Origin of the sequence: Streptomyces sp. rh34 (genome assembly GCF_002551245.1) — a bacterium.
Classification (GTDB): Bacteria; Actinomycetota; Actinomycetes; order Streptomycetales; family Streptomycetaceae; genus Streptomyces.
On sequence record NZ_NTGZ01000195.1, the window covers coordinates 1 to 13,723 of the forward strand.

At 69.2% G+C, this 13,723-nt stretch carries 12 protein-coding genes; 6 read left to right on the plus strand and 6 right to left on the minus strand.

Annotated elements, in window-relative coordinates; genetic code table 11:
• The first annotated feature begins 271 nt into the window (after positions 1 to 271).
• Positions 272 to 712: a hypothetical protein gene (locus CR470_RS27740; protein WP_143663880.1), complete on the plus strand. Its 441-nt coding sequence runs from the start codon at positions 272 to 274 to the stop codon at positions 710 to 712.
• Between the two features lie 356 nt (positions 713 to 1,068).
• Here the strand turns inward: CR470_RS27740 and CR470_RS27750 are convergent, their stop codons facing one another.
• From CR470_RS27750 to CR470_RS27765, 4 genes are all read right to left on the minus strand, one after another.
• Entirely contained in the window at positions 1,069 to 1,524 is a 456-nt protein-coding gene (locus CR470_RS27750; protein ID WP_097870251.1) for a nuclear transport factor 2 family protein, read from the minus strand.
• A gap of 16 nt (positions 1,525 to 1,540) precedes the next feature.
• Complete coding sequence (locus CR470_RS27755; protein WP_097870252.1) at positions 1,541 to 2,467, minus strand: NAD-dependent epimerase/dehydratase family protein; 927 nt, start codon at positions 2,465 to 2,467, stop codon at positions 1,541 to 1,543.
• A gap of 14 nt (positions 2,468 to 2,481) precedes the next feature.
• A complete protein-coding gene (locus tag CR470_RS27760) occupies positions 2,482 to 5,355 on the minus strand; it encodes a non-ribosomal peptide synthetase (RefSeq protein ID WP_097870253.1) in 2,874 nt (957 codons plus the stop codon).
• Positions 5,356 to 5,427: 72 nt separating this feature from the next.
• Positions 5,428 to 6,267, minus strand: a complete 840-nt coding sequence (locus CR470_RS27765; protein ID WP_097870254.1) for a 4'-phosphopantetheinyl transferase family protein — start codon at positions 6,265 to 6,267, stop codon at positions 5,428 to 5,430.
• A 667-nt stretch (positions 6,268 to 6,934) separates the two neighbouring features.
• On the opposite strand from CR470_RS27765, the gene CR470_RS27770 reads away from it, so the two are divergent.
• Positions 6,935 to 7,789, plus strand: a complete 855-nt coding sequence (locus CR470_RS27770) for a helix-turn-helix transcriptional regulator (RefSeq protein ID WP_257138937.1) — start codon at positions 6,935 to 6,937, stop codon at positions 7,787 to 7,789.
• A 303-nt stretch (positions 7,790 to 8,092) separates the two neighbouring features.
• Positions 8,093 to 9,004: a LuxR family transcriptional regulator gene (locus CR470_RS27775; RefSeq protein WP_257138938.1), complete on the plus strand. Its 912-nt coding sequence runs from the start codon at positions 8,093 to 8,095 to the stop codon at positions 9,002 to 9,004.
• A 161-nt stretch (positions 9,005 to 9,165) separates the two neighbouring features.
• On the opposite strand, the gene CR470_RS27780 is transcribed toward CR470_RS27775, so the two are convergent.
• Positions 9,166 to 9,384 (minus strand): DUF6269 family protein, encoded by a 219-nt coding sequence (locus tag CR470_RS27780; protein WP_143663881.1) that lies wholly within the window; start codon positions 9,382 to 9,384, stop codon positions 9,166 to 9,168.
• A 170-nt stretch (positions 9,385 to 9,554) separates the two neighbouring features.
• Positions 9,555 to 10,208: a TetR/AcrR family transcriptional regulator gene (locus CR470_RS27785; RefSeq protein ID WP_097870256.1), complete on the minus strand. Its 654-nt coding sequence runs from the start codon at positions 10,206 to 10,208 to the stop codon at positions 9,555 to 9,557.
• A gap of 124 nt (positions 10,209 to 10,332) precedes the next feature.
• Here CR470_RS27785 and CR470_RS27790 point away from each other — a divergent pair, with 124 nt between their 5' ends.
• The 3 genes from CR470_RS27790 to CR470_RS27800 form a co-directional block, all read left to right on the plus strand.
• Positions 10,333 to 11,730 (plus strand): MFS transporter, encoded by a 1,398-nt coding sequence (locus tag CR470_RS27790; protein WP_097870257.1) that lies wholly within the window; start codon positions 10,333 to 10,335, stop codon positions 11,728 to 11,730.
• Positions 11,727 to 12,953, plus strand: a complete 1,227-nt coding sequence (locus tag CR470_RS27795; protein ID WP_097870258.1) for an FAD-dependent monooxygenase — start codon at positions 11,727 to 11,729, stop codon at positions 12,951 to 12,953. Before CR470_RS27790 ends, CR470_RS27795 begins: the two co-directional genes overlap by 4 nt.
• A gap of 224 nt (positions 12,954 to 13,177) precedes the next feature.
• On the plus strand, positions 13,178 to 13,723 hold a 546-nt coding region (locus CR470_RS27800; protein ID WP_143663882.1), incomplete at its 3' end, for an FAD-dependent oxidoreductase.

Here is a 13,723-nt window from a genome sequence, read left to right on the forward strand (position 1 = left end):
GCCCGTATGCGGGCCGCGCGCTGGTCCGCGTCACGGGCCGACGGCCGGTCGCCGCGGTCCTGGATGTCCGAGGAGTGAGCCGCCCGGTCACGCGCCGGACGCCGCGCATCCGCTGCGTCGGGGGAGCAGGCCGACGGCCGGCGTTCCCGGGGGCGGGACCCGGCTGACATCGGCCGGAGGCAGGTACCGCGGTGGGCCTCCCCTCGTGCGTCCCACCACGTCCGCGCTTCCTCGGAACCCGGGTTCGATCCTGGTGCGCCATGCTGGCCCCATGACACGTAAGGGGTGGGCCGTAGCAGCAATGGCCTGGGGCGTGATGGCGGTGCTGTTCATGGGGGTAACCCTCTGGGTGGGAGCGCTGGGAATCGTCCGGCTGGGACTGGCTGGGGACGAAGTGCAGATACGTCTCTCGCAATGCCGGCTCAAGGTCGACGGTCGCGGGGGGAGCCACAACGCATGCATGGGCACGCTCGCGGACGGCGAGAGCATCGGCACGGTGAAAGTGGGATATGACGGCAAGGCGGGAGAGACCGTAGCGGCTGCCGGGACGCCGTTGGGAACCTATGCGGTGATCGACACCAGTTTCACCTCATGGGGGGTGGGCGTCTTGTATCCGCTGCTGCCGTTCATGGCTGCGGGGTTGACTGCCTGCCTTGCTGTTCGTGCGGCTCGCCGATGCTTGAGGTGGAGCGTGTCAAGCGCCGTGTCATGAGGGTTGTGGCAGCCCAGGTGATCAGGTCTCGGAGTGCTGCATGAGCCGTTCGTGGCCCCTGGCCCGGCGGCGGACGTGCATCATCCAGGCGCGTGATCGTTCGCCGACCCAGCGTCCGGGTAGGACGATGAAGCCGGAGGTGTCCTCGGGGCGGCCGACCGGTTCGATCGCGAGGTTCAGGTGCCGTTCAGGAGACCGCCCGCACGCTCCGGTCGACCCCGGCAGCCCAGTCCGCCCCGCCGACCAGGCACGACCTCCGGTCGTCCTCGCTGGGGACCGTCGTCAAGCGACAGCGCAACCGGCGCCGCGACCGCCACTGCCTGGCTACTCGTCAACAGGGGACAGACAACGGGTCCTCAGGCGGAAGCCTCCGGAGTGTTCTCGATCAGCCGCCGGAAGGCGACCGTGTCGAAGACGTCCTCCATCCGTACGGCCCTGCCGTCGCGGAGCGTCCACGAGTGGACGAACCGCAGCGTCGCCGTCCGGCCGTGCAGCGACGTCACCTGCCGGGTGCCCAGGACGATGACACGGTTGCCGGAGACCACGAACTCCTGCGGCTCCAGGCGCATCCCGCCGATGACGCTCGGTACGTGTCGCAGGAAGGCCAGAACACCGGAGTGCCCGTGCCGGGTACCGCCCAGACCGTGATCGGCCATCCCCTCGGGGTGGACCCACTCGATGTCCGGCGCCAAATTCTTCAGCAGCGCGTCCACGTCCTGGGAGTGAAAGGCACCGTATGCGGCGCGGATCACGTCGACGTTCGCCACGCCGCCGCCTTCGCGGTTGTCCTGTTCGTACGTTTCCTGGTGCATCGGATGCCAACGCTCCTCAAGGGCGGATCAGGTGCTCGGGATACAGCGCTTCCAGGGTGCGGCGGATGCCGTCGCGCCAGCCGACCCGGCAGGGGCCGGTCAGTTCCTGGCGCCTGGCCGGGTCGAAGCGGTAGGTCTCCCGCGTTACCTCGCTCGGCACGAGCTTCGCCTCGACGCCGGTGAGCTCCTCCAGGTGGCGCACGCAGTCGGTCATCCCGACCGACTCGTCGCCACCCCAGTTGACCAGCGTCGCGGGCACGGAAGCGGACCGCCACAGGTGCGGCACGTGGGCCACCAGGTCGTCGGTGTACAGAGGGGAGAGCCAGTTCTGACCGCTGACCGGTACGGGTATGGGCTCGCCCGCCAGCATGCGCTCGAAGTACAGCATCGGTACGCCGCCGTATCCCCCGGGCCCGTACGCGATGTTCAACCGGGCGATCGTGGTGGGCAGCCCCAGGACCTGAGCGAAGGCACGCACGGTTCCCTCGGTGGCGATCTTGCCGACGGGATAGGCGGGCAGCCAGTCGGCGACGCCGTCGACCGGGTCGGCCTCCGTGTACAGGTGGTCCAGACTCTGACGGGCATAGAGGGCGCCCGTGGAGACGTACAGGAAAGCCTCCGCCGTCCAGCAGTGGGTCATCAGCCGCCCGGTCGCGGTGGAGTTCACCTCGATCGCGGCGTTGAAGTCACCGTCCTCACCGCGACGGACCGCGGAGTGGATGACATGGGTGAAGTCGTCCGGGAGACCCTTGAGGGCATCGCCCGACAGGTCGTCCATGTCCCACTGCCAGGTCGTGATGCCCTTCTCGTTCAGCTCGCGCTCGACGCCCGGTGCGCCGAACCGGCCGAGGCACCACACATCGTTGTGCTCCGCGAGGGACTCCGCCACCGGACGGGCGACCTGCCCGGTGCCTCCGGTCACCAGAACCTTTTTGCCATTCACCGGTACCACACTCCTCACTTGTCGTCATCGGTGACCGTGGCGCCCCGTGGCGCGGACTCGTCCGCTTCGGCCAGGGAGCGGTCGAGCTCCCGGCGCAGAACGGACTGGAAGGCGTCCACGTGGCGGGGGCCCATCAAGGTGTAGTGCTCACCCGGAACTTCGACGTACCGGCTGGGCTCTCTCGTGTATGCGTCCCAGCGCCGCAGCTCGTCGGCCAGCCACTTCTGCCGGGTGCCCCGCAGCGGATGTGCGTAGAAGACGGTCATGGCGCGTACGGTGCCGCCGGGTTCGTAGCCGCGTCCGAGGTCGGTCAGGCGGTCGGCCAGCTCGGCCCAGGCACTGAACCGCTGGAGGTCCAGATCGAGTTCGGCCATCCGCTGTGCGGGTGCGATCTCCATCAGCCGGGTCAGCTGGTTCTCCCTGGGCAGGCCGCGCAGAGCCTTCGGCAGTTCCAGCGACCGCCGCTTGTCGATCAGACCGAGGAAGAAGGCGAGATTCGTGGCGGTCTCGGCGAAGTCCAGTTCCTCCATGCGGTACTTGATGTGCGGCGGCAGATTGAACGAGCCCAGGAAGTCGACGCGCTCGCCGTCGCCCTCCAGAATCTTGGCCATCTCGAAGGCGACGGCGGCGCCGAAGGAGTAGCCGGCCAGGGCGTAGGGGCCGTGCGGCTGCCGCGCCCGGACGGCGGCCACATAGCTGCGCACCATTTCCTCGAAGGTCGCGAACGCTTTCTGGCCCTCGTCGAATCCGCGGGCTCGCAGCGCGTAGAAGGGCCGTTCCCCTACGAAGTACCTGGCGAGGTTGACGAAGACCAGAACCTCGCCGACGCCCGGGTGCACGCAGAACAGCGGCGTCCCGGTCCCCGTCGTCTGCATGGGCACGATCGGGTCGTAGTCCGCCTCGCGCAGGCCCGGCCGGCGGGTGGGAGCGGTCAGCCGGGCGGCGAGCGAGCGGACCGTGGGAGCCTTGAGGACGGCGGTGATCGGCAGATCCGCGACACCGAGCCGCTGGGACACCCTGCTGCGCAGTTGGAGCACGTCCAGCGACGTCCCGCCGAGGTCGAAGAAGCTCGCGGTGGCGCTGATCGAGCCCACCTGTGTGGCGAAAACGTCCGCGAATATCTCCGCGAGCACGCGTTCGGTCTCGCCCTCCGGAGCCGCGTAGCCGCCGAGCATGCGCACGCTGAGCTCGTCGCAGGCCCGTACGACGCTACGGTACGCGCCGGCCTCCAGCCGTCCGCGCATCAAGCTGCGCTGGATCTTGCCCAGGCTGGTCTTGGGGAAGGCCTCCTTCGGCAGCGGCAGAAGGAGGCCCGGGCGGAAGCCGCAGTGCAGGATCACGCGGCTGCGCACGGCGGCCGTCACCCGGTGCAGTGCGACCTCGTCGTCCGCGGGGACGTCCGGGTGAAAGGCGATCACGAGCTGCTCGGTGTCGCTGCCTTTCCGGCGGGTGGGGAAAGCGGCCACGTACGACGCGCCCACCCCGTCGAGCTGCTCCAGTGCGGTCTCGATCTCCTGGCTGTAGTAGTTGACGCCGTTCACGATGATGCTGTCCTTGCTGCGGCCGACCAGGCTCAGGCGGCCCTCCTGGTCGATGCGGCCCAGGTCGCCGCTGCGGAACCAGCCGTCGGTGGTGAACGCCTCACGCGTGGCGGTCTCGTCGCGGAAGTAGCCCGAGGTGATCACGGGCCCCTTGAGCTGGAGTTCGCCCACCTCGCCGACCGGGAGTTCGCGGTCCCCCCGGAGGTCCTCCGCGTCCCCGATCCGGATACGCAGGCCGGGGACCGGGGTGCCCAGGGTGGCGAACTCCCGGCCGCGGTCGGCGTCGGGGAAACCCTGGGAATAGACGCTGCCCGCGCAGGTCTCGGTCATTCCGAAGGCGGGCCACAGGGAACCGGGGCGTAGACCGTACGGGGCGAAGCGGCGGAGGAAATCCTCTCCGGTCGCGGTGACCACGGCCTCCCCACCGCTGATGATGTGCCGTAGCCGGCCCAGGTCGAACGCTTGCCCGGTGGATCCGGCCGGGTGCGATCCGGCAGCCCCGGCAGGGGCGCGGTCGAGGTCTTCCTCCGCCGAGTTGAGCAGACCGAGGAGGAAGTTGGGCATGAAGGTGACCGTCACGCCATGCCGCGAGACGAGCCGCAGGGACTCCAGGGGATCGCTCAGGACGACCGAGGCCTCGACGTGGACCTGGCGAGCGCCGTGGGTCAGCGGGAGCAGGTGGCACTCCAGCAGTGCGGCCACGTGGTCGAAGGAGACCCAGTTCAGGGTGGTGTCGTCGGCTGTCAGCCGATGGTGGCCGTTCTTCGCCGCCATGGACACGAGGAGATTCGCGTGGGTCAGCACGACCGCCTTGCCCGCACCTGTCGAGCCGGAGGTCATGACGAGGACGGCGGGGTCGTCGGGGTGCGCCGTCCAGGCCGGGGCCGCGTCGTGCCTCAGGTCCGCGTGCGGGGCGGCGAGCCGCTCGTATGCGGTGACGGCGAGGCCGGTCACCTGCGGCAGTTCCGCGGCCAGCGATTCCGTGGTGACGACCAGCGGGCCTTCCAGCAGAGCGTTCACATGGCTGAGCCGGGCACTCCATTGCTCTACGTCACTGCGCAACGGGGCCATGGGACAAGGCACATAGCCGCCCAGGACAGCACCCCAGAAGGCGGTGATGAAGTCCCTCGGCCGTTCGAGCAACAGGATGACCTTGTCCTTCGGCCGGAGGCCCCGGGCGGCCAGTCCCGCGCGGACGCGCTGAGCGTCGGCCAGCAATTCGGCAGGGCTCTGGTCGTGATACGGCGCCTGGGCCCCGCCGAGGCAGTAGCGGATGCCTGCCCCGGAGTGTTCGTCGACGGCGCGGAGCAGCAGATGGGCGATGGACTGTGGGCGTGAGGCGTGCACAAGCTTCTCCGTTGCTCCGTCTGCATGGCGAGTGGGAGTTTCTCCAGCCCTTACGAGGCCCGGCGAGAACCCTTACGAGGCCCGGCGAGAAATGAACGGCCGCGCGATGACATTCCTTCGGAGACGACCGGAGATGTCGCCGGTCAACGTGTCGTTCGCTCCTTCGGCGACCGGGCCGGCCGGTTCGCCGGCCAGCGCGATGGAGGCCGTCCACCCGTCCGGCGCCTCGGCGTCGCCCACCCACCACGTGGCCGGCGTCCCGGGCCCGGGAGTGACCATCCGCGCGGGTCCGGGCTTCCAGGCGTGACTCTCCAGCGCGCCGAGGCCGGAGGTGATCCCGGTGCCGACGGCCTTGAGTGCCGCTTCCTTGCGCGTCCAGCAGAGCAGGAAAGCGCGGGACCGGCCCGGCTCGTCGGGCTGGGACAGTACGAAGCTGCGCTCACGAGGGGTGAGCGCAGCGTCGGTCAGCTCCCTGACAATCCTACGGCCGTTTAGTTCCACATCAATTCCGACGTGGAATGGAGACAGAGCGAACATCCCCAGTCCCGTTGCATGGGAGAGACTGATGTGTAAAGGGGTGTTCGGGTGAATTATGGCGGGCGGTCCGTGGTCGGCGTCTTCGTATTCCGTGCGTGGCCGTCGACCGAGTACCAACTCGTCTGGGGAAATCTGGAGAAAATCAGACAAGATATGGCGCATGGCGGACCGGCAGATGACGAACTCCGCGGCCTTATTGGCGGACCTGAAACGTCGCGCCCGCACTCGCTCGCCGTCGCTGAGGAGAGTCAGGTCATCCGCCATGTCCGAATCGGCTGAAACCTTCCACCACCACACCAGGGCGTCCGCAGCCTCGAACCCGTCCGGCGTGAACATGCCGATGGGGCGCGTCGTGGCGGTACGGGCTGTAGTCACGAGCTCATCGTAAGAAGGGGGTCAGACACTCCACTCCAGATCTGACCAGAAGTGGACAGCAGGGGATACGGACTGCGGGGACGCGGTCATTCTCAGCGAGATAACCGGAACCGGAATCTTCAATTTCGCCCTCTGGAGGCAGTTTCCTGTCGCCGGGATCGGCTGGTCGGCCGGTTCGGGGTCCAACCTTCGGCACGCCTCCGCCGGCGGTGTGCCGAAGGTTCGGGGTGGGGCCGCGGGCGTGCGGGCCTCGGCGCTCGTCGGTGCGGCTTCCGCCCGCGCGAAAAAGAGGCCGCTGAACGGGTCGAACCCGGCAAAGCGAACGCCGATTCGTGTGTTCTGTCCGAGTCTCAGGGCCTTTCGCGGGTCGTGGGCGTCCGGGGTCAGTGCACGACGGTCCGGTCCGTCTCATGACTGTTCGGCTGCTGTTGACTCATTGTCCGGATATCAGCGAAAGGGTGGCCGCTTCCTTGCCTCCGTCTGCCTCGCCATGGCTCTGACCTGCTACAAGAAGATCGGGAAGTTGCCCATGTGAAACGTCATCTGATACTTGTTGACGTGATCTGATCGCTCGAACTAAGTTTGAGAACAGATCACTCGCCCAACCGGCGGCGAGTTTGATGGTTCAACTAAATGGCTGTACTGGTCAGGAATTCGGGGGATTTCCATGGCGGTAAAATCCTGGAGTACGGGCGCGAGAGACGCGGCTGAGGGCTGGGCGGGGGACGGTGAGGCACCGGACCGGGGCGCGAACTCGGACGTGCACGATCTCTGCGGTTCGGTGGAGGCCGAGACGGGTAGCCCCGCCGTCCACCTCGAACAGGCATTGCTACAGGCCCACGCCCTGATCGAGTCGACAGTGACCCTCCATCGCCGGCAAGCCGGGGTGACTCCACGCGTCGTGCGCACGGATGCTTCGCCGTTCGGCGCTGTACTCGACAAGCTCACCCGCCAGGCCCGTCACTCGGTGTGCATCGTGCTGACCGGACCCGGCGAGCTGGCGGACATCGTGCCCCGGCTGCTGGCATGCATTCCCGACCGCTCGATGGTCCGGGTGCTGTGCAGCGCCGACCCGGCGTTGGAGCCGACGCTCGCGATACTGCGGCGCTCGCAGGCCCCAGGACTCGGCATCCGGACATCCGACAGCGATCTGCGCGAGACGGTCGTGGTCGACGGAACCGCGGCGTTCGTGCGGGCGGATGTCACGGCGGGAGGTCAGGCCTTCGTCGTGAACGACACGGCGACGGTCCGCACGCTGGAACTGCTGTTCGCGGGCGCCTGGTCCCGTGGACGCAAACTCGACAATCCGTTCGCGGTCAGCCCGCGCCTGCGCACCGCACTCACCCACCGGATCCTGGAGCGGCTACGGGCGGGCGACACCGACGAGACCGCGGCGGGGGAGTTGAAGGTGTCCCTGCGCACCTACCGGAGGTATGTCGCGGAGATCATGCGGGAGCTCGATGCGAACTCCCGCTTCCAGGCCGGAGTCCGGGCCGTCGAAGTCGGCCTGCTGTCAGGCTAGGGCGCAGCCGAGGCCGGCGAACCGGAGCCGGAACCTGAGCCAGAATCAGAGCCGTGGTGGCGCATTCTGCGGGCATGCGGGAAAGTTCGCGTACGTCATTCCCCTTTTGGAGAGCGAGCCATGGGGACGACGGAGTGCCACCCCCGTTCCCACGGGCGGCGGGGCACGGTCTCGGTTCTGCGCATCAAGGTTTCGCGGGGACATCGCAGGGCTGTCCACGGCAGGCCCCCAGTCGCTTTCCCCGGCCTGCGACTCGTTCTTCTGGCCGATTGTGTGCAGCACCCCTGATGATGCTGCTCGACCATGCCGATGTCACTGAAAAGAACGGACTTCCAAGCTTCCATGGGACAGGAAAGCGAACTGGGCCACGCTCTGCTGCAGGTGCAGGCACTCATCGAGTCAACCATCGCCATTCAGCGCGACAGGTCGACGAAGGAGCGTCTGATCACTTCGCTGGACAGTGACTACGAGGTCATACTCGACACCGCGGACCAGTTGATCCGCAGTGCGACCAGGGGAATCGACATCCTGCACGCCCGCCCGCCGAGGTCCAGCGAACTGGACGAGATGAGCAAGGGCCGTGGTGAGCAGCCGGAGCGCGATCTGATCTACGAGGCGAACGAGCACGTCTCGGTACGACTGCTGACCACGCCGTCGATGCTTGACGAGGAATACGTACGCGAACAGCGCGACAAGGAGTATCCGGCAGCAATCCGGGTCACTCGGTTACCACCGCTTCAGGCGCTGATCGTCGACGGCCGGACAGCCCTGGTCGTGGCCGATTCCGCGGCCGGGCGCTACGCCTCGTTGATCCGGCTGCCGGAAATGCTGAACACCCTGAGCATCCACTTCGAGAGCGTCTGGCGAAATGCCGCGCCCGCCTGGGAAAGGATCGCCTTCAACTCATGGGGGCGGGCCGAGCTCGCGCGGCGTATCCTCAGCGCGCTGCGCGCCGGGGTCACGGACGAGGTGGCCGCCCGTGAACTGAGCGTGTCGGTAAGGACGTACCGGCGCTACGTCGCGGAGATCATGGTGCTGCTCGGAGCCACTTCCCGCTTCCAGGCCGGCGTCCGCGCCGCCAAACTGGGTCTGCTGCCCCCGCAGCCGTCCCGCTCGGACGCCGGAGGCGCACCGCATCCGGCGGACAGCCGCGAGGCTCACCGGCAGCTTCCTGAAACAAGTATTGCGACCGGTTGCCCTGGCAAAGCCGGGTAGGCGGAGAAGGCACGGGGCCCGGGGCGGGTCGCCGGGGCGACCCGCGAAGGGAAGCCGCATACGTCCGGCGACCGGCTCCGAAGGGCCGGCGCCCCCGACCTGACGGGACACCCATCCGGCGGAGCCGGTCGCCGTGATCGGGCGACCGCTTCCGGTCAGGCTCAGCTGCCCGAATATCCGTCCTCGGAAGACGTGGTTTCCGCCGGGTTGTCCGGCTCGGAGTCTTCCGTCACCAGTGCGGCCAGTGCGTCTACGTACTGGGTCAGCAGTTCGGACCACGGGGTTGCCCTGGCGTACAGCATGGCTTGCTGTTCTCGCACGTGCCGCTGGTCGATCTCGTCCAGCACATCCAGTGGGTGCGGCACGGGTGTTTCATTCATGATGTCTCCGATGAGTGGATTCGGGGGCAATTCAGGTCCCGCTTTCACACACTCAGTCGGGCTCCTTTACCCGATCCCGCGTCAGTCTATGGCCCCCTGTACTGGTTTCGTCCAGGCCCGGTGCAGCATCCTGCGGCTTTGGGCTGCCCCGTAATCCGTCGCCGCCCTCGTCAGGTCGTGCCGCCCCGGCCCCGATCGCCCCGGTATGCCCGGAGGAACGTCCGTACTCCCTCGATGACGAGTGGGCGTACGCGGGCGTCCTGCGCGGCGTTCGCGGAGCCGAGGCGGTCCAGTGCGACGCCGAAGGTCAGTGCGAGGAACTGGTCGGCCGCCAGCCGGGGGTCGGGGGCGTCGAGCAGCCCGGCCCCGGCGAACGCGGCGAACCGCTCGGCGATCGCCTCGTCGGGGGTGTCCGCCATGGGGTTGTAGTCCTGTGGCGGCAGGTGGCCGGACTCCGTCCGGACCAGGCGCTGCAGTGTCGTGTACTCCGCCGAGCCGAGCATGTCGGTCGCGATGCGCAGCGCGAACGCGACCAGGCCGTCCTCCAGTTCATCGACCTCGGTGATTCCCGTGAGGGTGTCGTCGAGGGTGCGCCGGACCGTGGTGACCAGCGACTGGCCGACCGAGTCGACGACCGCCCGCAGCAGGCTCCGCTTGTCGCCGAAGTAGTCGTAGACCGTCCGCTTGGACACCTCCGCCCGGGCGGCGACCGCGTCGACGCTGGAGCGGTCGAAGCCGTCGGCGAGGAACAGTTCCCGGGCCGCCGAGAGGATGGCGGCCCGCTTCCGTGTGGACCCCTCGCGCAGGGTCTTGGTGGTCGGCATGGGCTCATCCTAACCTTTCTACACTGCACGGTGTAGTGTAGTTCTGGCCCGGTGCGTACCGTGCGCGTTCCTCCGTATGCGGGCGACTCCGCCCCGCCCGCCGGGCCGTGAGGAAAGGACCTCCATGACCACGACCTCGGCTCCCCCGCTCCGCATGGGGAAGGCCGCTCTCCGGGCCCTCGGCCTCCTGGCGCCGGCCACCGGCGCCCTGGAATCGGTGGTGACGCCGACGCTCCCGCTGCTGCGACGCGAGCTGGACATGAGTCACGCCGAAGGGGCGTTGCTCAGCATCGTGCTCCTCGTCACCGGCGCGCTCATCACGCCGGTGGCAGGGAAGTTAGGCGACCGCTACGGCGGGAAACGGGTGCTCGTCCGGCTGATGGCGGTGGTCTGCGTCGGTGGTCTGGTGTCCGCCCTGGCACCGAACCTGCCGGTGCTGCTGCTCGGTCAGATACTGCAGGGAGCGATGGTGGGCGCGCTGCCCCTGTCGTTCATCCTGGTGCGCGAACACCTTCCCGAGGGGGAGTCCAAGGTGGCCATCGGGGTGGTCAGCGGGCTGTTCGTGGGGGGCACGATGGCGGGAACGCTGTCGGCCGGACCTGTGGCCGAAGGACTGTCCCGGCACTGGATGTTCGCGCTGCCGACGTTCGCGGTCATCGGGGCCACAGTGCTGGTGCACAGGTCGATGCCGCAGGATCCGCCGCGCCGGTCGGACGGCGCCGGGGTCGACTGGCCCGGCCTGGTCCTCCTGAGCGGAACGCTGGTCACGCTCATGCTCGCCCTCGCGCTGGCACCCGACCTCACCGCGCGGCCCCTCGTGCTGGTCGCCCTCCTCGTGGCGCCGGCCGCCTTCGCGGCCGGATGGGTGGCGGTCGAACGTCGCGCGTCCGCGCCGATGGTCGATCTGCGCATGCTCGGACGCCCGGCGGTGTGGAAGTCGTGCGTGCTGACGTTCATGATCTGCGTCGGTACGTCGGTGGCGGCCTATCTCGTCCCGGCACTGTTCGCGGTGTCCGCCGACGCGTACGGGTTCGGGGCGAGCGCCACACAGATCGGCCTCTTCCTGCTGCCCGGCGCCGTGGCGGCGTCGCTGGCCGGGCCGGCCGGCGGGTTCGGGGCGCGGCGGTTCGGTTCGCGTGCCGTGGTCACCGCCGGGGTCCTCATCATGGCCGCCGGCCTGCTCGGCCTGGCGGCCGTACACACCGAGGTCTGGCACCTCGTCCTGGGCAAGGCACTGATCGCGCTCGCCAACGGGCTCTGTGTCACGGCGATGGTGACCAGTGCCGCCACCTCCGTGGACCGCGGCGACACCGGTATCGCCACCGGCCTGGTCCTGGTGACGCGCGTGATCGGCTTCGCCGTGGGCGTCCAGATCAGCGGCGCGATCCTCACCGCCGGAACACCCGCGGGGTCGGATCTCCCGGCCGAATCGGCCTTCGTCGCCGGCTTCGTCCTGGCCGGCGCCGTCACGGCGCTGTCCCTCCTCGTCGTCCGCACCCTGAACAAAGGAGCCAAGGAATGACCCGCACCGATCTGTTGGCGAACGCCTCCGCCGCACGCGGACGTACGGTCCTGATATCCGGGGCCAGCATCGCGGGGCCCGCCCTCGCGTACTGGCTGAACCGCTACGGATTCGCGGTCACGGTGGTCGAGAGGGCGGGCACGGTCCGCGACGGCGGCTATCCCATCGACGTGCGCGGCACCGCACTCGACGTCGTGCGGCGGATGGGGATCCTGCCGCGGCTGCGGGAGGCGCACATCGATCTTCGCCGGCTGACCTTCCTCGACGAGGACGGCGCCGAGGTGGCCTCGGTGGACCCGCACGCCGTCACCGGCGGTGTCGCGGGACGAGACCTGGAGGTGCGGCGCGGGGCACTGGCCGGCGCCATCCACGAGGCGGTCCGGGACGAGGTGGAGCTCCTGTTCGGCGACTCCATCGACACCCTCGACCAGCACCGCCACGGGGTCGACGTCACCTTCCGCGGGGGCGCCAGTCGTACGTTCGACCTGGTGCTGGGGGCGGACGGGCTGCACTCGCACACTCGCGAGCTCCTGTTCGGCCCCGAGGAGCGGTTCCACCGCTATCTCGGCTACTGCTTCGCCGGGTTCACCCTGCGCAACACCTTCGGGCTCGTCCGTGAGACCACGATGTGGAACGCCCCGGGCCGGGCCGCGGTGCTGTACGCCGTGGGGGACGACGACGACGTGCACGGCTTCCTGAACTTCGCCCGCCCGCAACCGCCGATCGACGTGTTCCGCGACCCGGAGGCCCAACGGGAGCTGGTCGCCGCGGTCTTCGACGGCGCGGGGTGGGAGGTTCCGGGCATGCTCGCCGCCCTGCGCGACGCGGACGACCTGTTCTTCGACGTGGTCAGCCAGATCCGCATGCCCCGCTGGTCCAGCGGCAGGGTCGCGCTGGTGGGAGACGCCGCGTACGCGCCCTCGTTCCTCACCGGCCAGGGCTCCAGCCTCGCCCTGGTCGGGGCGTACATGCTCGCCGGCTCCCTGGCGGCCGAACGGGATCACTCCGCGGGCTTCGCCGCCTACGAACGTGACACCCGCGCGTTCGTGACCCTGAACCAGGATCAGGCCGGCAAGGGCGAGGCCGCTCTCTTCCCGACCACCGCCCGGGCGCTGGAGCGGCGTAACACCATGCTGCGCGGGCTCGGCTCCACGCCGCTCCCGGCGGAGGGGCGGCCGGCCCACTCGGCCTTGGTGCTGCCGGAGTTCAGGCCCCCCGCGTGAGACCGGAACCTGTCTGCCGGAGGCCGCAGGGGGCCGCCTCGGCGACCTGTTTCCGCCGAGGCGGCCCGGTGCGGGGGGCCGAACGGCGCGCCGGTCGCGGCGGCGATCGCGTGCCGGGCGCCCCCGGTGCCCGGGGAAAGTCACCGGTGCGGTGGCGTTGTCCTCGGGTCGTCCGGATGTATAGCCTAAAGCAATGGCATGTGACATTGCACTAGGGAGCGGCCATGGAAGTCGTCGTTGTCGGAGCGGGCATCGTGGGCGCCGCCTGCGCGTTCCACGCCGCCGCTGCGGGGCTCGACGTCACCGTCCTCGACCGTGGTCCCGTCGGCGCGGGCACGACCAGCCGGGGGGAGGGCAACATTCTCCTCTCCGACAAGGAGCCGGGCCCCGAACTGGAGCTGGCCCGGCTCAGCCGTGACCTCTGGGACGAGGCAGGCGAGGAACTCGGCCCGAAAACCGTCGAACTGGAGGCCAAGGGCGGCCTGGTCGTCGCGAGCACATCCGAAGCCCTCGGGGCCCTGCACGCGTTCGCCGCCCGTCAGGAGGCCGCAGGCGTCCGCACCGAAGCCGTCGAGCACGTCGGCGCACTCGAACCCCATGCCGCGCCCGGCCTCCCCGGCGGCGTCCACTACCCGCAGGACGCCCAGGTGCAGCCCGTTCTCGCGGCGGCCGCACTGCTGCGCGCCGCGGTCCGGCGCGGGGCCCGGACGCACACCGGCGAGGCCGCGGCCGCGGTCACCGGGGCCGACGGCAGGATCACCGGAGTGTCT